Source organism: Neolewinella aurantiaca (genome assembly GCF_008014675.1).
Classification (GTDB): domain Bacteria; phylum Bacteroidota; class Bacteroidia; order Chitinophagales; family Saprospiraceae; genus Neolewinella; species Neolewinella aurantiaca.
In genome coordinates this window covers 28514-51739 of sequence record NZ_VOXD01000010.1, presented here as the reverse complement: position 1 = coordinate 51739, position 23226 = coordinate 28514, and the positions used below count along the sequence as shown (strand labels likewise).

20 protein-coding genes are annotated in these 23226 nt (G+C 54.4%); 7 read left to right on the top strand and 13 right to left on the bottom strand.

The window, feature by feature from the left end:
- Window positions 1–9 precede the first annotated feature (9 nt).
- The gene (locus FUA23_RS08205) at window positions 10–669 is read right to left on the bottom strand and encodes a CBS domain-containing protein (protein ID WP_147930251.1); all 660 of its coding nucleotides are present in this window, start codon (window positions 667–669) and stop codon (window positions 10–12) included.
- 81 nt (window positions 670–750) lie between these two features.
- Complete coding sequence (locus tag FUA23_RS08200) at window positions 751–1605, bottom strand: TPR end-of-group domain-containing protein (RefSeq protein WP_147930250.1); 855 nt, start codon at window positions 1603–1605, stop codon at window positions 751–753.
- 277 nt (window positions 1606–1882) lie between these two features.
- Here FUA23_RS08200 and FUA23_RS08195 point away from each other — a divergent pair, with 277 nt between their 5' ends.
- Window positions 1883–2746: a DUF58 domain-containing protein gene (locus FUA23_RS08195; protein ID WP_147930249.1), complete on the top strand. Its 864-nt coding sequence runs from the start codon at window positions 1883–1885 to the stop codon at window positions 2744–2746.
- 57 nt (window positions 2747–2803) lie between these two features.
- Here the strand turns inward: FUA23_RS08195 and FUA23_RS23085 are convergent, their stop codons facing one another.
- The 4 genes from FUA23_RS23085 to FUA23_RS08175 all read right to left on the bottom strand — a co-directional run bounded on the left by FUA23_RS23085 (window position 2804) and on the right by FUA23_RS08175 (window position 8000).
- A complete protein-coding gene (locus tag FUA23_RS23085) occupies window positions 2804–3115 on the bottom strand; it encodes an IS1 family transposase (protein ID WP_147930248.1) in 312 nt (103 codons plus the stop codon).
- A gap of 90 nt (window positions 3116–3205) precedes the next feature.
- On the bottom strand, window positions 3206–3793 hold the full coding sequence (locus tag FUA23_RS08185; RefSeq protein ID WP_147930247.1) for a hypothetical protein: 588 nt from the start codon (window positions 3791–3793) through the stop codon (window positions 3206–3208).
- Window positions 3794–3801: 8 nt separating this feature from the next.
- Window positions 3802–4668, bottom strand: a complete 867-nt coding sequence (locus tag FUA23_RS08180; RefSeq protein WP_147930246.1) for a hydroxypyruvate isomerase family protein — start codon at window positions 4666–4668, stop codon at window positions 3802–3804.
- Between the two features lie 296 nt (window positions 4669–4964).
- Window positions 4965–8000 carry a T9SS type B sorting domain-containing protein gene (locus tag FUA23_RS08175; protein WP_147930245.1) on the bottom strand — a complete coding sequence of 1012 codons (3036 nt, stop codon included), beginning with the start codon at window positions 7998–8000 and terminating at the stop codon, window positions 4965–4967.
- 566 nt (window positions 8001–8566) lie between these two features.
- On the opposite strand from FUA23_RS08175, the gene FUA23_RS08170 reads away from it, so the two are divergent.
- The 5 genes from FUA23_RS08170 to FUA23_RS08150 all read left to right on the top strand — a co-directional run bounded on the left by FUA23_RS08170 (window position 8567) and on the right by FUA23_RS08150 (window position 12341).
- On the top strand, window positions 8567–9298 hold the full coding sequence (locus tag FUA23_RS08170; RefSeq protein ID WP_147930244.1) for a CDP-alcohol phosphatidyltransferase family protein: 732 nt from the start codon (window positions 8567–8569) through the stop codon (window positions 9296–9298).
- 17 nt (window positions 9299–9315) lie between these two features.
- Complete coding sequence (purS, locus tag FUA23_RS08165; RefSeq protein ID WP_147930243.1) at window positions 9316–9567, top strand: phosphoribosylformylglycinamidine synthase subunit PurS; 252 nt, start codon at window positions 9316–9318, stop codon at window positions 9565–9567.
- A 350-nt stretch (window positions 9568–9917) separates the two neighbouring features.
- Entirely contained in the window at window positions 9918–10325 is a 408-nt protein-coding gene (locus FUA23_RS08160; protein ID WP_147930242.1) for a methionine-R-sulfoxide reductase, read from the top strand.
- A 9-nt stretch (window positions 10326–10334) separates the two neighbouring features.
- Window positions 10335–10826 (top strand): peptide-methionine (S)-S-oxide reductase MsrA, encoded by a 492-nt coding sequence (gene msrA, locus FUA23_RS08155; RefSeq protein WP_147930241.1) that lies wholly within the window; start codon window positions 10335–10337, stop codon window positions 10824–10826.
- 387 nt (window positions 10827–11213) lie between these two features.
- Window positions 11214–12341, top strand: coding sequence for a lytic transglycosylase domain-containing protein (locus tag FUA23_RS08150; protein WP_147930240.1), 1128 nt, complete (start codon window positions 11214–11216; stop codon window positions 12339–12341).
- Window positions 12342–12475: 134 nt separating this feature from the next.
- On the opposite strand, the gene FUA23_RS08145 is transcribed toward FUA23_RS08150, so the two are convergent.
- The 7 genes from FUA23_RS08145 to FUA23_RS08115 all read right to left on the bottom strand — a co-directional run bounded on the left by FUA23_RS08145 (window position 12476) and on the right by FUA23_RS08115 (window position 22290).
- Window positions 12476–12889 carry a DUF5655 domain-containing protein gene (locus FUA23_RS08145; protein ID WP_147930239.1) on the bottom strand — a complete coding sequence of 138 codons (414 nt, stop codon included), beginning with the start codon at window positions 12887–12889 and terminating at the stop codon, window positions 12476–12478.
- Between the two features lie 14 nt (window positions 12890–12903).
- The gene (smpB, locus tag FUA23_RS08140; protein WP_147930238.1) at window positions 12904–13368 is read right to left on the bottom strand and encodes an SsrA-binding protein SmpB; all 465 of its coding nucleotides are present in this window, start codon (window positions 13366–13368) and stop codon (window positions 12904–12906) included.
- A 179-nt stretch (window positions 13369–13547) separates the two neighbouring features.
- Window positions 13548–17528 carry a T9SS type A sorting domain-containing protein gene (locus FUA23_RS08135; RefSeq protein ID WP_147930237.1) on the bottom strand — a complete coding sequence of 1327 codons (3981 nt, stop codon included), beginning with the start codon at window positions 17526–17528 and terminating at the stop codon, window positions 13548–13550.
- A gap of 233 nt (window positions 17529–17761) precedes the next feature.
- The gene (locus tag FUA23_RS08130; RefSeq protein ID WP_147930236.1) at window positions 17762–19900 is read right to left on the bottom strand and encodes a ComEC/Rec2 family competence protein; all 2139 of its coding nucleotides are present in this window, start codon (window positions 19898–19900) and stop codon (window positions 17762–17764) included.
- 27 nt (window positions 19901–19927) lie between these two features.
- The gene (locus tag FUA23_RS08125) at window positions 19928–20539 is read right to left on the bottom strand and encodes a flavin reductase family protein (protein ID WP_147930235.1); all 612 of its coding nucleotides are present in this window, start codon (window positions 20537–20539) and stop codon (window positions 19928–19930) included.
- A gap of 84 nt (window positions 20540–20623) precedes the next feature.
- The gene (locus FUA23_RS08120; protein ID WP_147930234.1) at window positions 20624–21250 is read right to left on the bottom strand and encodes a VOC family protein; all 627 of its coding nucleotides are present in this window, start codon (window positions 21248–21250) and stop codon (window positions 20624–20626) included.
- Window positions 21250–22290: a gliding motility protein GldB-related protein gene (locus tag FUA23_RS08115; protein WP_147930233.1), complete on the bottom strand. Its 1041-nt coding sequence runs from the start codon at window positions 22288–22290 to the stop codon at window positions 21250–21252. The genes FUA23_RS08120 and FUA23_RS08115 overlap by 1 nt, the downstream gene beginning before the upstream one ends.
- 67 nt (window positions 22291–22357) lie before the next feature.
- Between FUA23_RS08115 and FUA23_RS08110 the strand changes: the two genes are divergently transcribed.
- On the top strand, window positions 22358–23134 hold the full coding sequence (locus FUA23_RS08110) for a porin family protein (protein ID WP_147930232.1): 777 nt from the start codon (window positions 22358–22360) through the stop codon (window positions 23132–23134).
- Window positions 23135–23226: the final 92 nt, after the last annotated feature.

Genomic DNA, 23226 nt, shown 5'->3' with positions numbered 1-23226 from the left:
TCCTGCCCTCTATACTTCCAGGTAATTCATCAGGGAATCAAACCGCTCACGCAAAGAGTCGCTGAGTTGTTTTTCGTTGTAACTGGCCTGAACAACATAGTTGTAGCGTTCGAAGGTGGCCAGGGTCGCAGCGATACTCTGGCTGTTGACTTTTATGGTGACCTCCAGCCGGTTGGAGCCCTCGAAGGAGCGGACGAATGAGCTCAAAATGATGGCACCTTCGCTTTCTACGATACGGGATATTTCAGAAAGGCTGTAATCCTGCCGCAGTACCTCGAGGACAACGATTGATCCCTGACTTGAAAACGTGCTGGATTCACCGAAAATCCGAAGCAGGTCCTCGTTGGTGATCATGCCGATGTAAGTCCCCTCGCGGTTGATGACGGGTACGACGGTGAGTTTATACTCGGTCAGGATCCGCATTACATCGTAAAGGTGATCGTCGGGGAAAACTGAAGGCGGCTGTACGGGGAGCCGGTAGCTGCTGACGGGCTGCAAGGCATCGGCGTCAAGGATGTCGTCTTCGGAGACGACAGCTTTGAGCTCTCCTTCTTCGACCACGGGAAGATGACGGATGTAAAATTCGTTCATTACGCCGAGGGCCTCCTCGCCGGTATCGGCAGGGTTGAGAGGAACAATCGCGTCGGAGATTAAGGATTCAGCAGTCATTTGTGATAGGTATAGAAGGTAATGGAAGGAAACGCAGTTTGGGGGGCGGGAGTTAATGCCCGCCGGCTCCTGGCTACCTCATCACCCCAACAGTCTTTTCTTTTGGGTGGCAAATTCGCCTTCGGTCAGTAAGCCCTTTTCCTTTAGTGTGGCGAGGCGCTGAAGTTGCTCCAGCAGGTCGTCGTTGATTTCGGGAAGCTCAACGAGGGCTTCGTCTTTGATGGGGTTTTCCAGCACCACTTCTTCGGCGCTGAGATCCGGCGCCAGCCGGTAGCCGTTTTCTTCGAAAGACTGAAAGCCTGGCTGAACCCGCAGAAACGCCAGACTGTCGTGGGTCCGGATGCGCTCGAAGTCGGCAAACCCGAGGGCAATAGCACGGTCGAGGTGATAGAAGGCCTTATCGGCTTCCTCTTCGCAACTGTACGAGCAGGCAATGTTGAAATGAGAAGCTACGTCTCGTGGGTTTTTCTCCAGGGCTCGTTCGAAAGCGATGATGGCGCGGTCGTACTCGAAATCCTTGAAGTAACGCAGACCGGCCTTACGCTCGGCCTGGCCGTTGGGCGTATTGACCGGTGCGGTGCGGGAGGTACGCTGCGGAACTGAGTTGGAGCGGCGGGTAGCACGCTGATCAGAACGCATCTGCTCCCGGCGGGCACGCTCCTGCTGGCGCTGTTGGTGGCGTTTTTCACGGTCTGTCAGTTGGCGCCCGCTGCGGGTGGGTTGGGTGGGGTTATACTGTTCCTTATTGTATTTGGCATCGAAAGTACTCTGGTCCATGCTCAGAAAAGAGATGGCATCGATAACACCCAACAGTAAAGAGAGCGGGGGGATGAAAAAGTACAGGATGCCCAGTCCTACCTGCCCCAAATAGAAGCGGTGTAGCCCAACAGCTCCTCCGAAAAATGCCAATACGGCCGCTAAGTTTTTATCCTTCATAGTCACACGAATTAACGATTAAAAGAGCACTTTCGTTCTGATGGAGGGGTAATTTCGACAGAGTGAGGCTTTTCGTTGGCAAACGGAGCGCTCCCCGGGATCAGAATAACCATTTTCTGACCAAGAGAACTATGTGGCGCGCACGCCGGTGCAAGGAAGGTTGAAGGGCAACAATCACACCAGTAATACGCTCGTTTAACTGGTAATTGCATTATTCGTAATTTGCGGTTCGTTTCCTGAAAGGGGCCAACGAACCAAAAAACCAACGAACCAAGACATGGAAACCACCGAACTTCTGAAGCGCGTCCGCCGAATCGAGATCAAGACCAAAGGTCTGAGCCGCCAGATCTTTAGTGGCGAGTACCAAAGTGCCTTCAAGGGCCGGGGTATGTCGTTCTCCGAAGTTCGCGGTTATCAGTACGGAGACGATGTTCGTAATATCGACTGGAACGTGACCGCCCGCAGCAACGAACCCTACGTAAAGGTCTTCGAAGAAGAACGGGAACTTACCGTGATGCTGCTGGTGGACATCAGCAAGTCCAGCTTCTTTGGTACTACCAAGCAACTAAAGAACGAGCTGATCACGGAGATCTGCGCAGTGCTCGCCTTCTCCGCCACGAACAACAACGATAAGGTCGGCCTTCTGCTCTTCAGCGACAAGGTTGAGAAATTTCTGCCGCCGAAGAAAGGCCGCGGTCACATCCTCCGCATCATCCGCGAATTGCTCGACACTCGCCCAACCGGTACGGGTACGGACATCGGTATGGCCCTCACCTACTTCACCAACATGGTGAAAAAACGAAGCATCTGCTTCCTCCTGTCTGACTTCTTAACCGACGGCTACGAAAAGCCCCTCCGCCTCGCCGCCCGCCGCCACGATCTGATCGGTATGCACCTTTACGACCCGCGCGAACGCGAACTCCCCGCCGTCGGCCTCATCCACGCCCGCGACGCCGAAACCGGACAAATGCAGTGGGTCGACACCGACAGCCGCCGTGTCCGCAAGCACTACGCCGACTGGTATAACAACAATATGAAGTACCAGAAAAGCGCCTTCCAAAAGTCTGGTGCCGACAGCATGAGTGTAGAGACTACGGAAGACTATACTAAGGCACTGTTGCGGTTTTTTAAGGGGCGGTGAAGATTTTTCTTGTTTCGTACCACATAATTTATCAGGTTGACAATTTTTGGCGGTGTATCAAATGTAAGGATAGGAATCTAGGTTTCGTTGCCACAAGAAATATCGGATTGCTGCGACATGATTGCTGAGGTCTTTCGAGAAGCTGAGCGTCTTTCGGACGAGCCTGCTAACTCGCGCCCTTACACCGGTAAAGTAGCCCTCTATATAGTAGGTGAAGGCTTTTCCCGGCTTGTGCTGCTCTGGAGGGATTAGTTGGTTGTTGGCTACAAATTGGCGATTGCAGTCTATGCATTTATGATTCTGCTTTCCGCAGTAAGTCCTGCCATTCTTGACTATCTTACCACTTGTGCAGTTGGGGCAGATGAGCATGTTTTGAGAGTTTTGTCACTATCAAGATAGTGATTTTGCTCCACTGCATTTTTTATGTTTATCCACCCTTGCATTTGATACACCGCCAATTCACCGCCCCAACCGCTCCCGCAACACCTTCCAGTGCGCCCCAAAGAAAAACGCCCGAAACAAACGAATATCCGGCCCTTCCGCCTGCGAAACGATCAGGCCCCCTTCACTTTCTTCCACGTTCGTTACATCAAAAAGAGGAACGTATCTGGACGTAAAAAAGCCACTCTTGGATTCCAGGCCAACGCTGTCCAGCCGCACGTAGAACAGGTTATTTACCACGAGCCACAAAAACACGGGAACCAACAGCGTATTGGCTGCGCCGAGGGTAGTCCCCGTCACCATACCGTAGATGCCCATTGCCGGCAGGGCAATAAAGCTGAGGCAAACAATGAAAAAGGTGAGGTTGCGTACGGGGAAGAGGTAGCCGGCAGCGTAGTCTTTGTACAGGCGGTAAACCTCTAACGCAAACATCAGAAGGACGGCGACGGAACAAAAGACCAGGAAACCAAGAACAGCAGGGTGAAACTGCCCGCTGGCGAATTGAGATACGCAAAAGACCCCGATCACTACCGCGAAGGCACTAACCCAGCCAATCGTTTTGTACGGAGCAGGTTTTTTCTTTTCAGGAGCGGAGTTGGTGGTCATTCGGTAAGTTATACGTTACAGATGTTGATGCCTTCGGCCAGGGCTTTGATCTTGTCGTCGTAGGTAGGAATGAACTCCTGGGCTACGAAGCCGGTAAAGCCCGTCTCGTGAATAGCGCGGATGATGGCCGGATAGTTCAGTTCCTGGCTATCGTTGATTTCGTTGCGGCCGGGTACACCGCCGGTATGATAGTGGCCGATGTATTTGTGGTACTTCCTGATGGTGTTGATGATGTCGCCTTCCATAATCTGCATGTGGTAGATATCGTACAGCAGCTGGAAGTTCGGCGAGCCGATCATCTCCGCGAGCGCCGCGCCCCAGGGGGTGGTGTCGCACATGTAGTCGGGGTGATTCACCTTGCTGTTCAGAAGCTCCATTTGCAGGGTTACTCCGGCTTCTTCGGCCAGTTTTGCCATCGGCCTGAGGCCGATAGCGCAGTTGATCATGCCGTCTACATCGGAAATGCGACGGCGGTTGCCGCTCATCACGATCACGTTTTTGACGCCGTGATCGGCGGCATCGCGGATCACTTTTTTGTACTGCGTTTGCAGCATTTCGTGGTTCTTCAGGTCGTTCCAGCCATTCTCGATGCTGAAGTCTTTGTGGGTGCCCATGGCGCAGGTCATGCCGTATTTCTTCAGGGTCGGCCAGTCTTCTACGGTAAGGAGTTCGATACTCTGCAGGCCGATGTCCTGACCGCGTTCGCAGAGCTCCTCCAGGGGGATGCTGTTGTAGCACCACTTACAGGTACTGTGGTTGGTTTTGTACTTCGCACCGGCGAGCTTATCGGCGGCTTCGGTAGCGCCGATGGCGCTTGCGATGGAGGCGGCACCCAGGGTCAGTGCGGCTGATTGTATGGCTTTGCGACGGGTCATGATCGGAAATCGGTTTATTGTGAGGGTTCAAGGTAAGAAAAATACGACGCGGTCGCAGGTGCAAAGAAGGTTCGTAAAATGGCCGACTTAAACTGTCCCGCTCTTCCGGCTGCATGGGGTACTGCTCTTAAACCATGATGTCTACACATTTAACGAAAAGTATTATTACCGTTCCTCTGCACCTGCGTCCGCGCCCCCGGGTATTTAAAGTGGTAACGCCCAAAGTCGCTCGGTTATTTGTAGAAGGTGGGTAAGCGCAGTACTGAGCGGTTCCCGACGCTATACCTTTCGATTCACTACCGAACCACCGTCACGTCCCCCGCATACTCCTGCACCGTTCCGTTGATGAACCGCACCGAAGCGGACCAGACAAAAACGGCCGGGTTCACTTTTTTGCCATCCACCAGCCCGTCCCAGCCGAGGCTGGGCTCGTTGGGCATGAAATTTGTGTTCTCGAACTGGAGCCCGCCCCACCGGTCGTAAACGCGGAGGTACTCGATTTCCTCTACCGCCCGGCCACCGAAGATGGTGAAGCCGTCGTTGGCTCCGTCTCCGTTCGGGCTGAAGGCATTAGGGATGTAAAGCGGCAGGTCTTCGACTACGAGCAATTCCAGCGAAGCTGTATCCGTACACCCCGCCGGATTGGTGCCCACTACGGTGTATATGGTGGTCTCTACCGGCCCGGCACGGACGATGGAGCAATCGGGATTGGTACACTCAAAAGCATCAGGCCCCCACTCGTAAGTTACCGGGCTGTAGTTGCTCACCACCCGCAGGAGGGTGTCGAACCCAAGAAAGATCTGAGCGTCGCCACCGGGGTCGACAATAAACTCACGGGGCTGGGTGAGGGAGCCGTTCAATGAGTCGACGCAGCCGTTAGCGTCCATTACGTAAATGGTGTAGTCGCCCGCCAGAAGGCCGGAAAGAAGTGAATCCTGCTGGAATACACGATCGTCGGTAGCGTAGGTGTAGCCCGGCGTGCCGCCGGTGGCAGTGAGGCGGAAGGATCCGGTGGCCGCGTCGAAGCAGGTCAGGTCATTCTCTTCCAGCAGGACGGGAAATATCTCGTTGGGCTCAGTAATTACTTCGGTGACGGAGCGCACGCAGCCAGTCGCATCGGTAAGCTGAACGGTGTAAGTGCCGGGGACGAGGCCGGTCTGCACAGTATCTGTGACAGACTGCCCATTGAGCGTATAGGTGTAGCCCGGCCGGCCGCCACCAGAGAGGACAATAATCTGCCCGTCGTCCGTCCCAAAACAGGTACTCCCGGTTCCCTGGGCGGCGAGCGTAATGACGGGAGGTTCGGTGAGCTCCACCTGAAACACCCCGGTACAACCGTCGGCATCGAGGGCGGTAACATTGTAAATGCCTGCCGCAAGACCGTTCCGAACGTTGCTGCTCTGAAAACCGTCGCCCAGCCCGAAGTCGTAGCTGAAGTCAGGCTGGCCGTTGGCCAGCTCGATCTGGATGCTTCCGGTGGCATCACCGGCACAAACAGGCTCGGTGAAAACATCTACGCCCTGAACCAAACCAAGCTGAAGCTCATCGACGAAAATATCCTGCTCTACGAAACAGCCGTTCCCATCCTGAACGCGGACATTTACCGTTGATACACCAATGCTGCTGATCTGATTGTTTGTCCCGAAGGGGCCGCCGTTGAGGCTGTATTCATAGGGGGCAAGGCCGCCACTCAGAATAGTGAACTCCAGGGCGCCATCCTGCCCGCCGGCGCAGGAAGGCATGGTGATCAAGGTGTCGAAAACGAAAGGGTCTGGTCCGCCAACGGTAAAGGAATAAACGTCTTCGCAGCCGGAAACATCACTGACGGTAACGGTATAATCTCCCGTGCCAAGTCCGCTGATGTCTTCCGTCGTTTCTCCGTTGCTCCAGGCGTAGGTAAGGGTGGCGGGAGAGAAGCTACTCGTGGCCGTCAGGTTGATGACGCCGCTGGAATCGTTGGGGCAAAGCACATCACTCGTGGTGGCACTGCCGGTAAACTGACCCTGACAGCAAATCACATTCACTTCCTGCTGACTGAGGATTTCACGGCACTCGCGGCTGGTGGTAACGATGAGCTCGACCGCTGGCGTACCCGCTTCGCCAAAGACGACGGAGTGGGGGCCGGGGCCGGAAGCGGTTTGAGGTGTTGCGGTAGGGCCGAAATTCCACTCCCGGCTAACGATCTGATCTACGGAGGTGGACTGGTCCTGAAACGTCAGGGCTTCGCCAACGCAAACCTCGCTGTCTGAAAACGTAAACTCCGGCTGTGGGCCAAGGAAGGTGCCCGTTCCGTTGAACTCCATATCGAAGCCATCGCCCGAGGCGGAAAAGTTGAAAACGACCAGTGCGTAACTTCGTCCCGCCACCATGTCGATGGCTGCGGCGAAGTTGTTGTTACCAGTTTGGCAACCACAGCTTTCTCCCGTATCGGTATCGTTAACGCTCAGTCCGGTAGCGCCCAGACAGGGGAGGTTGAGTTCGTCGGGGTTCCCACTCGTCTCGCCGGAATACATACAACGGAGGGTCTGGCGGCCCGAGCAATCATCCACTCCGTTGGGGAGTTCGTACACGGCGAAGTCGATGTCTTCGTTTGCCGCGGTGCCCAGCGGCGTGATGGTGAAGCCCAGGGTTCCGGACTGATCACAGGTCCATTTGTACCAGGCGGAGTTGTCTTCGGTAGGGTTACAGTCGTTTGCTACGCAGCCGTCGGCCTGCAGGTCTTCACGAATAAGGCCGTTCCCCGAAAGGAACTGTACGCTGAAGGGCGATTTATCGCAGAGCACTACGCCCGTGGGGCAATCCGCATCGGGCTCGGGGACGGCGTCGAACTGGTTTACACACAACTCGAAGGTGCCTTCTTTGCCTTCATGAGCACCTACGAGTATGTAGTAGGTTTCGCCAACTATGAGGTTAGGAACAATTGCGTTTACACCGTGAATGTTGTTGAGGGGCGACTTACAGATCAATGCTTCGTTTCGGGTGAGGCCGCCGTCGCAACCTCCTTCGTAGACGGTCATCTGGGGCTCCCGCAGGCTGCCCCGTTCGTTACCGATGATGCGGCCATCGACCGTGATCCGGGCGGAGTTTTCGAGGGCGACGAAGGCGAACCATACATCTTTCATCTCATCGGGGTCGCTGATACAGACGTCGTACTGGTTTGCATCGGCGAACGAGCGGGTGGCGCCGATGTTGGTGGCACCGGCGTTGCCGGTGCAAAACTCCCTTTCCATGGGCAACATGATGGCGTTTGTACATTCGTCATTCGCTGGTTGGGCCCAGGCAATGACGGGAGACAGGAAACAAAGCAGGAGAAACGGGTAAAGTAATTTCATTGAGGGGAGGACTGGCTGGTACTGCAAAGATCGGAACAACTCATTAACAACATAAACGACCTGTTCATTACGTGGATTCGTTGGTCGTTTGGTGCCTGATCACTGAGTTTAGGATTTTGATAACACAATGACCAGCAAAATGATGCGCACTGCGTCTCATTACGAAGCAAACTGGTGAATCCCCGCTGTGCGGTAAGGCAACTTTGTAATTGTGTTACCGCCGAACCGTTTATAGCATGAGATGCACTACTCTCACGAATTTGCTGCCTGTCACGTCTCCCCTCTCCCGAGGAGAGGGACCGGGGGCAGGGCTGACGCATAGGATTCGATTTTAAGCTTTTAGCTCGAGATCATAGTCACCACCTAAGAGCTTTCAACCCAAAACGCGTAGCGTTTTCACGAGCCCATCCCCCGTGGGGAGGGGCTGGGGTGGGGGTTTAACACGGCTTAACTAGCCTATGCGTTAGCCCTGGGGACCCGAGGAGAGGGAGATCCGTGCATCTCGTAATACACTCCCGCCGAACCCGATTCCGTGCGTTGTAATTTCCATCCTGTAACTTTGCACCGTGAAGCTAAAGTCTCAAATACCCAACGCAATTACCCTGCTCAACCTCTTCTGTGGTTGCGCGGCAATCATCTGTATCCTCGATCACCGTTTTATTGCGGCTTTCTGGTTTCTGTTCGCCGCCGGATGGTTCGACTTTGCGGACGGGCTGGTAGCCCGCCTGCTGAACGTATCCAGCGAGCACGGCAAAGAACTCGACAGCCTGGCAGATATGGTTTCCTTCGGGGCGGTACCGGGCATGATTTATTACACCTTGCTATTCATCGGTCAGGATGCTGCACCTGCGTCCGCGCCGGATATTACCTGGTCCTGGTACGCTGCACCAGGTTTGTTGGTGACCCTCTTCAGCGCCCTGCGCCTGGCCAAATTCAATCTGGACACCCGACAGACCGAAAATTTCATGGGTGTTGCCACGCCAACGAGTACCGTTTTCGCCACCGGTTTGATGCTCATTTATGCGCTCGACCCCTTCGGCTGGGCGGCCTGGGCGCTCAGTCCGTTTGTTCTTTACCCGGCCATTGTCGCGTTCTCCTACCTGCTCATCAGTGAACACCCGATGTTTTCTTTCAAGATCAAAGGCATGAAGTGGGAGGGCAACGAGACGCGAATTATCTTTGCGGTTCTTGCCATCGTTTTATTAGCAACTTTGCAAACGGCGGCTTTTCCTTTCATCGTTGGCGTTTACCTGATTATTAATCTGGTTTCGCCCCCGACTGCTTCCGCGGAAGCCTGATAAAATTATCTCCAAACATGAAGTTTCTCGCCCACATCAACGTAATGCCTAAGGCCGAACTGCTCGATCCTCAGGGCAAAGTGGTCGTCAAGAATCTCCCTAATATCGGTATCGAAGGAGTAGACGATGTTCGTATCGGTAAGCACGTCACCATCAGCCTCGAGGCTAAAGACGAATCCGAAGCACACGACAAAGTCGAGAACGCCTGCAAGAAATTGCTCGCCAACGTAATCATGGAAAGCTACGATTTCGTAGTGGAAGAGGTCTAGTACGCTGTCAAGCTCAGATTTTCGGGTTAGCGGCTGGCTTCGTTACTCAAGTCCTCACTTAGCTACGGCTAAGCTCCGGTTTGAGCGCCTCGCCAGCCACCAAAATCTACCAGCACCCAATCCGGAAATTGAACATTGACAGAGCACTGGAGCCTCGTTTTAAGTAAAGGGATTACGCGGCAGTCACCGGTTTGCTTATACGGTGGTTTGGCTGCGGGCGCACGCGCAGGTGCAATGAACGCTGAAGGAGCCCGGCTCTCCTCAGGCGCAACCCGTTCGCGCGTGGTAACGGCTGCCCGCCCCAAATGATAATGCAGAACCGACAGGATCGCTTGTGCGTTATTCATGGTATGAAAACTCCAGAAAATTATAATCCCCTTACCCCTCAGGAAGAATACGTGATCGTCAATAAAGGCACCGAGATGCCTTTTACGAACGAGTATAATAACTTCAAACTCGACGGTGTCTTCGTTTGCCGGCGTTGCGATGCCCCTCTGTACGACAGTAAGGATAAGTTCAGCTCCGGCTGTGGATGGCCCAGTTTCGACGATGAGGTGCCCGGTGCCATCAAGAAAGTCCGCGATGCCGATGGCCGCAGGATCGAGATTGTTTGTAACAACTGCGATGGTCACCTCGGTCACGTCTTCGAGGGCGAACGCTTTACCGAAAAGAACACCCGGCACTGTGTCAATAGTCTGTCTATCCGGTTCATCCCCCGCGAGAAGTTCGAAGAAGCTCAGGCTGAAGACGAAGCCTGAAAGGCAACAATATATCTGGCCAGCGGCTGCTTTTGGGGCCGGGAGTTTCACTTCCGGCAATTGAACGGCGTGCTGAGCACCCGTACCGGTTTCATGGGCGGAGTGCTTCCGAACCCGACCTACGAACAGGTTTGTACCGATAAGACCGGCCACGCCGAAACGGTAGAGGTCGTCTATGATATCCGGAAACTTACGACGAGGCAACTACTCACCGAGTTCTTTCTCCTCCATGATTTTACCCGGGACCGTAGCGGTCAAGGCGGTCAGTACCGGTCTGTTATTTTCATTCCTGCTGCCGGGCCGCAGGCCCCGGAGCAACACGAAACAGCCGCAGACATAATCTCTTTGCTTAACGCCAATGGCTATCCGCCTGCCACAAAAGTGCAGACAGGATGCCGCTTCTATGCCGCTGCTAACCGGCACCAACAATACTGCTCCGCGAAGGGAATTCACCCCAAAAAGCGTGAAAATGAAGAAGTTAGCGAAATTTTAACATTTTAATTTCCGCCAATTCTTTCTCGGATTTCCGGTAATCTGAATGAAAGATTATTCCGTGGGCACCTATCGGACCGACGAAAAAAGTGCATTTGTTCCGTTTTACGGTTGTTTTTGTCGCTAAGGCTGTGCCTGTCCAAAATTCTGAAATGCACTTAAGTCAGCCCTTATCTGTTGAATAACAAACCGTTAGAACGGAAAAGCTTGCGCCATGGTGCTTGCTGACCGTATCTTTGCGGCCGCTTAGGGCGAGGCGTAAGTCGAGCCCACTTTTTATCCCCCAGAAAAGCCACCTCATTTATTTAAAGGTGGCACGAAATGCTTACCGAAGAGCCATCCCCATGAACTAGTGGCATTGAGGCGGTAAGTGATTGTTGAACGAAATTATCTTAAATGAGCAAGCTCTTAAAGTGCTTGAACATCGCCGCAATGCTGGTGATGTCCGTAATGGCACAGGCTAACTCGAATCACACCTCGTTATCCCGTAACTCCGACGCCCTTAATTGTGACGCTTCCTCTTTCAGCAGCCAGCTGGACGAGATGGACCTCGAGCTATCCACCTCTGCGTGTGATGCTCACCTACAAAGAAAACTAAGAGATTACCTCGGCCAGGGATCTCACAGCACCGAACGGATGCTGGGGCGCGCCAACCAGTACTTCCCCATCTTTGAATACTATCTGGCCCGGCATAACATGCCCGAGAGCCTCAAGTACCTGGCCGTAGCAGAATCTATGCTTTTCCCCGGCGCTGTTTCTTCGGCCCGGGCCGCCGGCCTTTGGCAGCTCATGCCAGCCACCGCCCGTTCTATGGGCCTCCGGGTTGATGGCACCGTAGATGAACGCCTGGATATGTACCGCTCCACCGAGGCAGCCGTCATTATGCTTAAGGGCCTTTACAACCAGTTTGGCGACTGGCACCTCGCCCTTGCTGCTTACAACTGTGGTCCGGGCCGGGTACGTCGTGCTATCCGCGCAGCGGGTGGTCACACTAACTACAGCAAGGTTAAACGATTCCTCCCCCGCGAATCTCAAAAATACGTAGCCGCTTACGTGGCTGCTGCCTACACCGTCACTTACTACGACGAGTACGGCCTCACCCCCGCTGATCATACCATGGAGGACAGCATCGCCAGCCTGGTCGTTTATCGCCACCTCAATCTCAACCGCCTTGCGGACGCGTGCGGTTTGCCCGTCAGTACAGTTCGCAAGATGAACCCCGGTTACATCCGCGGCTTCATTCCGCGCAATAAAATCGGCTACCGCCTGCGGGTTCCGCTCTTAAGCAAATGGAGCGCCCAGCAATTCGTCTGGGGCAGAAATAACCTCATCGCTCTGGACGAAGATCCGGAACTGGAACTGGCTGGTCAGTTTGCTGCTGACCTTGGCTTCGCTGCCCGGCAGTGGTTTCTGGGGTGCAAGCCCGGTAACTTGCTCAACGAGCCTTCCATTGCTCAGCGCAACGCCGAGGATAATCTTAACTTCGAGTTCTTCTCGGCCTACCAGGCCCTGGCTATGAACTAACAGGATTCAGACCGGCGGTCTGCATACCATGATAAATTGCCGGTTAGGGGCGATTCGCTGCACAGCGGGTCGCCCCGCTTTTTTATACGGGGCATTTTAAAGGGGCAAGAGACGCTAATGCTTCCGGGTAATTTCTACCGCATCGCGTAATCGTAACCCTGCCGGAGCAAGTCAACGATTTCAGGAGTCACTTCTCCCGGACCGCTGAGCCGGATGGAATGGCGAAACTTCGTTGTGCTATTCATGTTCGGTCCTGATTTGTGGATTGCAGCGTTGGTAAGGATTCCGTCGGTATAGAAACTCAACTCAAGGAGCTTACTCATAGGCCTGACGATGAGCCACGCTCTTTTGTTCGTGAAAACGACAGTCTTCACTGCTGCGCCGGCTTCATTGGGCTGCCAGTCTGCTATTGCTACCAGAACATCATCGAAGGCCAGTTGAAGATCATCGGGTTTGCCCGCGAAGATGTCCTCAACGGTAAGATTGTTGCAGATGTGAGACTGATTCGTGGAAGGGAAGGAGCGCTTACAGTTGGGGCAAGTCCACATTAGGGGAAGGTGTTTTACAGGTTCTTCAAAGCACGGTCGAGCGCGCGCTTGTTGTCCTTGGCCTTAATGCTGTCTCGTTTGTCGTGTACCTTTTTACCCTGTACTAATGCAATCTCGAGCTTACAGATGCCCCGCTCGTTGAGGTAAAGACGGTAAGGGACAATGGTGTAGCCTTTCTCTTTTACTTTCTTTTGCCACTTGTTGAGTTCCTGACGCTTCAGCAAAAGTTTGCGTGGGCGACGCTCTTCGTGGTTATGCACGTTACCCTGTTTGTACTCGCCGATAAAAATGGAACGGCACCACATCTCTTCCCCAAGAAAAAGGCAGTAGGCATCGCGCAGGTTCACGTGTCCGTTACGGATACTTTTGATCTCGGTGCCGGTCAGCTTTATACCTGCTTCTACTGTTTCCAGGAAATGATATTCGTACTTCGCTTTGCGGTTTACGAATTCGATTTTTTTCGGAGAATGTTTGGCCATAGTTGGTTCAGTAAAGGTGGGTTTTATCTAATGCGTTTACGGAGGGTAAAGTTCGCCCCCGCAAGGTACACCCAACGGATACTTTGTTCATTAAAACGCTCTTCGGAACAAGCTACTGTGCCCGCGAGGTATTCTTCCGGGCGGCGCAAACGCAGGTGCAGGCAATTGGTACAAACTGGTTAGCTCCCCGAAATCACTACGCGGACGGAGGCACTGCCCTCCTGGCCACGGAGCCGAACGAAGTAGACACCTGGCCGGAAACCACTGCCTGCTACTTCCAAAGGAAACAGGTTATGGCCCGCAGCGGCGTCAAAATCACGGGCGGTGACTACCCGCCCGGCAGCATCGATAAGCTCAAAACGGAGCGCTTCGCGTTCCGGCCAGTTGAAGGAGAGCATACTGCGGGCAAAAACAGGGTTGGGGTACACGTTCAGGCCTGGGTTGAAGTCACGGGCAGTGGTCGTCAGCCGCAACCCTGCGGGCCAACCAGCATTGTGGTACGCCTCGGGTGCAAGCCTGGCCAGGCGTTCGGCTGCAAATTGCGGCTGCTCATTTCCGGGGAGGTCGAACTCCAGTAAAAGTTCTTCGGGATGCAGGCGCCGGCCATCCTCAGGAACGTAGCTCACGCTGAGGATGTCTTCCTGATCTACCGCCCAGAAGTCGGCAGCAATGCCTCCAACAATTTTTGCACCTGCGGGCAGCGCCAGACTGAACTGAATGCCCGTAAGTGAAGCTGCATCGGGGGCCAGAAGAGCCCAGGTGCCGTCGGTCTGTTGCTGCAGTTCAAGCGTGAACGTTTCGTTCGTGCGGCTGTACGAATTGTAATTGCCCGGCCCGAAGTTCTGGGTTGGGGTGGCAGAGCCATTCACGTCTCCGACTTTAACCGCCACGAAGTCTGCGGAACGAGCGCCGGTCAGATTAGTGATTACGGTCATTTCGGGGAACTGTTCCTGCCAGGGGTTGCCAGGGTTGGGGAAGTCGTAGTCCGCCGGCACAAACCGCCAGCTCGTGTTGTTGTCGAAACCATCGTTAATGCCGAGTAGGATCTCCCGGATCTCGATAAGGTCGAGGATCGTGATGGCCCGGCTGTTGTTGGCATCGGCCGCAATCAACTGGTAGGGGCTCAGTTCGGTATCTTCGTTCTGCGTCAGATAGTCGCTGACGAGCGAAATGTCGAAGGTGGACAGGCCGTTGACCGGATCATCGTTGTGGTAAGGGCGGATGGTGTAATCTGCTCCTTCGGCCAGCCCGTCGAAACGGTAATAGCCATCGCTTTCGGTCGTAATGGCTATTTGCTGCCCGTCCGTCGCCGCAAAGACTTCAACGCCGGCCATGGGCGCTCCTGTTTCGGTGAGCACGTACCCGTCGATGATGCCGAGCCGTCCGGCACAGATGTCATTGTCAGAGGTCACATTTACGCTGATGTTGCAATAGTCGTGGCGCCCCGTCCCTTCTGCAATTGCATAAACCCTGAGCAGATTTTGGCCCAGGTCGCTACAGTCCAGTTGGAGTTGTGATTCGCCCGGTTGCGGAACGAACCCGGCCTGAGCCGCGGTTTCTTCCCGGTAAAGCGAGTAGGTGATTGGGGTTTCTGTGCAAACTGTTGCCGGCCCGCGGATGAAGTCAGAGGCAACCATTGCCGCTACTCCCCCGAAAGCAGGATCTGGAGTCAGCATTACATTGTTCACGACCGAACAGTCAGGGGTAGGAGCTCTGGCGTCTTCTACCTCCAGCTTTACGAAACGGTCGACGTGGTTGCCGCAGTTATCGGTGGTACTAAGGCGGGCGAGGTGACTACCGATCGGCAAGAAACGGATACTCACTTCTACGCTTCCGTCGGGCTGTACGGTGAAACGACTGGGGCTTATGTCGCGGTCTTGCAGGAAATCCGGTTGCGTAATGGTATCGTCTCCGTTCCTGTCGACTACATCGACGTCGATTGCTATTGTTGTTTCCGGGTTGGCACAATCATCGGTAGCACTGAAGCTCAGCAGGATGCTGCCCAGGCAGTCAGCTGTAATTGCCTGCCCGTTGTCGGGCGCAGGGATGTCAACCACAGGAACGGTATTGTCGGTAACGTTGACGAGTTGAACGTACCGAAAATGGCCACGCTGTGCGGAGCTGCCGTAAAGATCGGAAAGGACTCCGATCTCATTTCCGTTGTTGTCGATGATGTCGCGGTCAAGTATTGCTTTGTCGTCCGTGAGGCTGGCATCGCTGACGGGGTCGATGTTGAGGTAGAAAGCAGTCCGTAGGTTACCGTCGTTGTCGGCATCGCGGGGTATCGTCAGTGGGGCAGAGCCTCCGTCGTACTCGCACCAATTAATGAAAGTATGGGTAAGCCTGAGTTGGTAGCAAGCCGTACCGTCGTTGGGCAAGGTATCCGTTTCGGTAGTTACGGTAAGGAGGTCACAGCCCGTGTCTCGCAGCAGGAGATCATCGGAGGAAGGGAGCTCGGAACAACTGTCGTAATCCTGATCGCCGGGCAGCCGGAGGCTGTACTCGGTGTAAGGCCTGATGGTGATGGTTTGCTGGCAAAGCTGGACTTGCGTAAATCCGGTTTGATCGTTGACCACAAAACTGCGGATGAATTGACCGTTACCGCATTCCGACAGCCCCCCGGTAAGGGATTGGCGGAACCGCAGAGAATCACAATTGTCTGACCCTCTTGCTGCACCAAAGGTGGCATCTAACAGGCTGGCGGTTCCTGTGGGATCGGTGGTAAAAACCTCACGGAGGTTTACTGGAAGGTTGTCCGCAAAGTCCCGGCAGGTGATGCTGACAGATTGGGGAGGAGAACAGGTGGGGCGTTGAGGGTCGGTTACTGTCACCTCTGCTGTACATTCTGATCGGTTCCGCCCGGTTTCATCGGTCACCCGAAGGGTGGCCGTGGTTGTTCCGAAGTCTTCGCAGCCCAGGGTGAGGCTTCCGCGGTAGATGTTGGATCCGCCGCGCGCTATCGTGAAGTTTACTGCGCCGCAGTCGTCAAAGCTTTCCCGGTTCAAATCGGCAGCATTAAGAGTCGCGAATCCGTTTTCGTCGAGATCAACGCTGACCGATTGCTGGCAGACGGCGGTTGGTTGACCCTGGTCTGTTACTTCAAAGTCGATATCCAAAATCGTCTCTGCGCCGTAAGAATCCTGGCCAAGGTAACGGATGATATGCCGGCCAATGGGTATAGGGTCGGTGAAGTTCTGTGATTCGCTGGAACTGAAAACTCGATAAGGACCGAGAGGTGTACTGTTCAGTTGGCTGTTGACGAAAACATAGGCGTCTAACCTGCTGCTGCCGTCGCAGATGTCGGCAATGGTAAGCCCGGTCAGGCGGGTATCAATGATTGCGGCGCAGTTGATGTTTGTGCCGAACATCAGCGGGTTCTGGACCAGAACCGGTGGTGAGTTGACGGTGGTTTGCTGGTCACCTACCCGTACCACCTGAGAGAAAACACGGTTTTCATCGGCGCATTCGTCGGTTATGCTGAAGGCCCGTACAAAGGTGAAGTTGTTGCCACAACCAGTGTCCCGTTCGCCGTCCTGGTAAGTGACCGTATAACCACAGGAGCTGACCGAAAGGTGTTGTCCGCTGCTGGTCATCGGGTAGTCTTCCGGTCGGGGGGACGGGTTTTCCGCCATGCCGTTGCCGTCGTCGGGGAAGTAGAAAACGACGTTTTCAACGCTGGCCACGCTTTCGAGATCGGGGCGGAGGAAAACGATGGTTTGGGCGAAGGACGCGGGTGCATTGGAGGCTTCAGGAGCAGTGTTTCGGGCCGTGAAGGTCCGGTTGATGCGCACCGAATCGGTACAATCTGCGACTGTTCCGGCTGAGAACCCGGACAAGCAAATCTCTACCTCATCGGAGCAGGAGGAGGTGGCCTTCGGCAGGTCGCCGCCAGCGACCAGCGCGGCTTGCAGCCGCGCGTCTATACTCCCGGGGATGATCGTACCGTCCGTTGCGTCGACCCGGTAGCACCGGTTGACGTTGCCGGGCAGAGCTGTGAAATCAGCACTATCGTAAAAGTGGCACAACCGCTCAATTTCTGTTGCCGCACCGCTGAAAAAAGGCACTTCGTTGCATTGTGCCTTAAGCCCGGCGGTGCTCGCAAATACGAGCAGCAGGCAAAGCCGGAGCTTTTTCAGGTCGATACAAAGGCGGTCGTTCATTTTTTGGTACGTAGAAGGCTTAGACGCTGCAAGTTACGGATTAACACTTTAGGGTGAGGTTAAGGTACCTTTAAAAGGAAGGTGCGTTGCAAAATACCTTTTATTATTTGTCTTTGGAGCAATCTCCCTGAACCATACTGTTCGGCAGCCTTCAGGCTGCCCTGTTCCGGACAGTGCTTCCCGTCGTAAGGAAGCCCGTGAACGGCAAAAATGATTGTCCTGGAAAACTACTACTATTCTGGAAGGCGAAAAGCACCCTTCTCTCCGGTTATGTGCAGCTTCCAGCCAGACTGTGCTGCGCGGCCATGCCATTCTTCCCAACGATAAAACGGGATGCTCCCGTCGAGGACGATGAGAAAGTCCTGATTTGCGGTCAGGTCGGGCATGTCCTTTGTCCGCAGGTCGTTAATGACCAGAAGGTGCGTGAACCCGGATAAATCCGGCTCGGAGAGGCGCTCGGATTTGCCATCAAGTACGAGCCAACGGCTGTCGGCAAAGTCAAAACAGGGATAACGGAGGCGGATGCCTGTGGGCAGCAGCGTGTCCGTTGCGGGATCAAGCGCAAAGGTCGTTTCCGGTGTATAGCCGAGGCTCTTACGCAACGGCCCGGCACTGAAGTCGAGGTCTTTAACCTGAGGCTGTTCCCCCAGCGACCACGCCCGACTACCGGAGGAGAAGTCGATCAAGGTACCCCGGGAGACGTGGAATACGGTCATCTCGTTGCCTTCGTCCGTTCCCGGCACCTGCGTCTGCGCCCAAATGAGCATCAGAACAAGTAAACCACCGCTTGAAGTCAGGAAGAAAAGCTTGCCCCAGCGGAGATACGCCCCGAGGGAAGCAATACTCAGGGCAAGCAAAAGGCTCGATAAACCGTCGAAGAAGCGCAGCTCTATGAGAGCGCCGGGAAGCTTACGGAAGAAAAATATCAGTGCGTTTTGCAGCTCCACCACAAAGGAGAGCAAGAAGCCGGTACCACCGGCAAGCACCGGAATCTGTAGCATACCGGCCACAAAACCATGCAGCAGACCTAAAAACATCGTTGCGAAAGCAAAAACGATCACAAGCGTACCGCTGACCATGAAGTAAGCCGGAAATTGCCTGAAGTAGAGCAACGACAAAGGTAGGGTGCCCAACTGCGCGCCGGTCGATGCCGAAATAGCTGACCACGATTTACGCGCCACGATTCCGGGCAGGTATACAAGTCGATCAAGGTAGTTGGTAAAGGCTACGATCCCGATTATGGCCATGAAGGACAACTGAAAACCGACGTGAAAAAGTTGAACGGGCTGGTAGATAAGCATCACCAGAGCCGCAACCGAGAGCGTATTGAATACGTGGATTTTGCGGAAAGCAATACGGCCAACGGCAAGCAACGAAAACATGATCGCAGCCCGCTGAACCGAAGCACTAAGCCCGGATACGAGCGCAAAAGCCCAGATACAAACCACGCTGATCAGGATGATGGCTACGCGCCCGAAATTGGTCCGGTTGAGCCGCAGAACCCGTTCCAGAAAAAATGTAAGGATCATGAAAATGATTCCCACGTGCAGCCCCGATACCGCGAGTACGTGTACTGCTCCGGTATCGGTATAGGCCGATTTTACCTCTTCGATAATCAGGTCCCGCTGACCAATGACGAGGGCAGAGGCAACGGCAAGTTCGTCTCCGGTAAGATGGTCCTGAAAGGTTTTGAACCACGCCCTCCGCCAATTCTGAGCTATGGTGTAGATGCCTCCTCCGGACTGTCTGGCTACCCGCCAATCGGCGGCAGAACGCAGAAAAACCTGATGGTGAATACCCCGGCGGGCTGCGTAGGCCCGGAAGTCGAAAACTTCAGGATTGAGCGGCCCGGAAATCTCGGATGGCTCGGCGTTGAGTACAATTTCATCGCCGGCCTTTAACTGAGCGGTCTGTTCGTCGGGTGGGAGGTAAACCAGTAACTTCCCACTCACCGGAACATGCCGGCCGGAGTCCCTTAAAATATGGCTGAGCTTTACTTCCGCCCGCATCCTGCTCCGGCCTGGCTTCAGATTTTCCACTTTGCCGGACAAAAAGTCGCCCTGCTCGAGATGATGAGCAAAGAAACTGTCCTGAGCGGGAAGGTAGCCGGTGTTGAACCGCCATGCTCCGAAACTGAATACGGAAAGCAGGATCAATCCACTGCCAAGCACTGCCCACCACCGGGTGGGAGAACGACGAATGACGGTGATCAGGCCGCCAAGGCAGGTTGTTGAGGCAATAATGAGCCAGGGCAGAGTGAGCGGCTGGTTTAGCCAGTCGGCGGTGAGTATTCCAGCAATAAGCGCCAGCACAACGGGGACCATTGGTACGGTGCCCCAGGCGGCAGGCGCATGTTTATTTAGCTGACTCACAAGGGCAAGCTAGGCAAAATTTGAGAATTATGGGCGAGCGTACGGCATCCTTTTACTTTTACCGACCTGATGGTAATTGTCGAGCCCGGCCACGCTCATCGTCTGCAAGAGTTCATGGTTTACGTGTCCGGTGGTGGCTACGGCCTCGTCCGGCAAAAAGATTTCCCTCACCCGGCCCACGATAAAGTAGGTTTCGATACCGCTGATTTTGTGCTCTTCCTCGAAGGTAAGGCCAATCCGGATTTTGCTCTCCGCAACGTAAGGCGCTTTGCACTCGTCGCTGTACTCTGGCGTCAGGCCGGTAGCGGCAAACTCAGATTCGTCGTGGGCGTAATTGGCGCTTGTCTGGTGGGCCTGTTTCAGAAAATCGGGGTGAAGGGTATTGATGGTAAACCACTTGCCAGACTTGATATTATGGTAAGTATCGCGCGGCACGGTCAGCGGACGCATGATGAAGCCCAGCAGGGGGGGAGAACTTGCGCTGATGTGAACAAAGGAACTGAAGACACCGATGTTCTCGGTTCCCCGGTAGCTTTTGGTACCAACGAGGTGCACGCCGCGCGGCCCCGGCAGAGAATTCATGAAATGGCGGCGGTACATAGATTCCTGAGCAAGGATGTCTTCTAACTTTAAATGCATTTTGAGGCTGTTTTCTGGTGTAACGCCAACCTGAGAGAAAGGTTACCGAAAAAAGTCGGGCCGGTATGCGGAACCGAAACAGCACTATAGCACGACCTCACCCGAAGGAGTGTTCAGAACCACTTTGATCATTGTCTCTTTGGCGGGCAAAGCAACTACTTCAACGCCAAGTTGCTCCAAAACGGGCTGAACGTTTTCCGGCTCCGGACTGTAAAGCTGAACTTCGACGATGCGGCACCCCATGTCGGGCAGGGCATCGTGGGGATGAATGTCGGACGTGCTCCAGTCTACCATAAACGGGATTACATCAACTTCAGGCAGGGCAGCAGGCAATACCAGTTCCCACCGCAGGGTGCTGCCGTCGGGGCGCTGGCGGGAGCCAGCGCTGATCTTTCCCAACTCCGGATTGTGGGCGAGAAGGATTTTTGCGTCAGACCGGAGATCGTCGGATTTTATGGCCCAGCGGGTTACCCGCGGCCGGGAAAGCACATCGACGCCCATCCACCGGGGTGGCGGAATGACCGTATTCGTATCATCGGCGGCAAGAATTTCGAGGTAAGCCCCGTCGCTGAGATTAACCAGCGCATTTTTGGTTCCCTGGGTTTCGTGCCGGCCGCCAATAAGAGGCTTTACCCCCAGAAGGGTTTCTAATCTGGTCACCGCTGCGTCGAGGTCCGGGACAGTGTAAACGATATGGTCTGTTTTGCGCATCACTTGGGTTTGTACCTCGCACCAGAAAGTATAGCTTGCCCGTCGGTAAGCGCCAGCAGTTCCGGCATGGTAACTTTTGGGTTTGCTTTCACGTAGTCTTCTACTATCCGTTTTCCGAGGAAGTTAACGGCCCCGCCCGGAGATTCGGCGGGCATTCCCTGCGAGGACGGAGCAGGCAGGGTCATCTTTTTGATCATGGTCGCATCGGTGCTGTAAAGCATCTTTTCCTTCTGGAGATGAGCGTAAATAGCAATCTCACTGTTGATGAGCCAATCCATCTGTTCGGCGGAGACTTCGTGAATTATGCTGTCCGGAGTGTAGGGCAAGACCTTTTCCAGCAGGTACAGCTTTTTGCCTTCGTAGACGAGGTGATCGATCAGGCGGCCACCGTGCGGCGAAGGAACTTCTTCCTGAATGAGGGTCCGCATCAGTTTTGCCGTCATATGCGCCGGGGTGTAGGTGCGGGCGAGGTAAGCTGAAAAAATGGTTTCCCGCGGATCGACCTGTTGGTAGTTGTAGTCAGGCCCGAGGAAAAATTCCAACCCGACGGCGATGTCGTTTTCCCCGTACAGTGCTGCAGCAACTTCAAACTGGGAGAAAAACGTCAAAAGGGTATCTGGCCGCTCAGCTTCGGGAAGGTAATAACGATAATACCGCAGGGCCTGCTCGAAAGCGGCCCGTTGTTCTTCGAGGGTTTCGGCGGAGAAGCGCTGCTGAATGATGGAGTCGACTTCGGTAATCAGCGGGAAGGTCAGGAAGGCTTTCAGCATCAGGTTTTGTTCCTCAGGGCTGAAGTCTCCCCGCCGGATTGGAAGAATAAAGCGCAGGTAGGTATCCGTAAAATCCGGATACTCTTCCTCTAGTTCCGCCAGGTCGGCGGCCAGGTCGGCAGTATCGAGAGCCATCAGCCCCCGGTCGAAGCGAACCAGTGTTACGGGAGATTGCAAACCGCTGATGTCGGGCGGAGGGAGCTCATCTTCTCCACAAGACCAGAGGATTAATAGTGATAAGAGGCTAAGGAGGCTTAATTTTACGTTCACTTTCATGGAAATGGCAAACACCGGCCTGGCCGGTCTGTTTAGAAAAGACAATTAACCAACGACTCCAATGACCAAAAATTTCACCTTCTACCGTCCGTTTATGCTAGCGGTGGCTCTCCTCCTGCTTCCGGCTGTCGCTTTCGCACAGTTCCCGGGAGATCTCAAATTCGGCATTCAGGCCAGTCCTACCTTCAGCGGTATGACCACCGACGACAATCTGATCAACCGTGATGGAACCAACCTGGGTCTTAAGCTCGGCCTGATTGGCGAGTATTACTTCCGTGAGAACTACAGCTTTCACACCGGAATCGGTTTCCACTTTAACGCCGGAGGCACACTTTTCTACGAAGATCAGTTTACCCAGGCCGACATCTGGAGAGAATCATTAGACAATACCCTCGCTGCTGGTGTACTGCCTGATACTCTCTCCGGAGGCCTCGGCTTCAAGTACGACCTGCAGTTCGTGGAAATCCCCCTCGGCCTCACCCTGCGTACCCGGGAGTTCGGTTACATGAGCTACTACGTGCGCCCGGCGCTGCATCTCGGATTCGTGACAAAATCACAGGGTAGTGTACAAAACGCCGGCTTCATCAGTGAAGACGAAAGTTTTGACATCGGTAAGGAAGTTAACGCAATCAACCTGGGCTGGAGCATCGGTGCCGGAGTTGAGTACAGCGTTTCGGAGAGTACGGCACTCATCGGTGGCCTTGCCTTTCAATCAGGTTTTGCCGACCTGACTACCGACAAAGGAACCACACTGAAACGAGAAGGTCGCGATGCCAGAGAGGACGACTCCAAAGGAAAGTTAAACTCTATCGTAATTACGCTGGGGGTGATGTTCTAAGCGCTCCGACAAGCTGACCTGAGGAACACGGCACATTACAGGTTCTCATCCTGAAGTGCCACTCCACAAAAAAAAGCGTTCAGAATTCATGC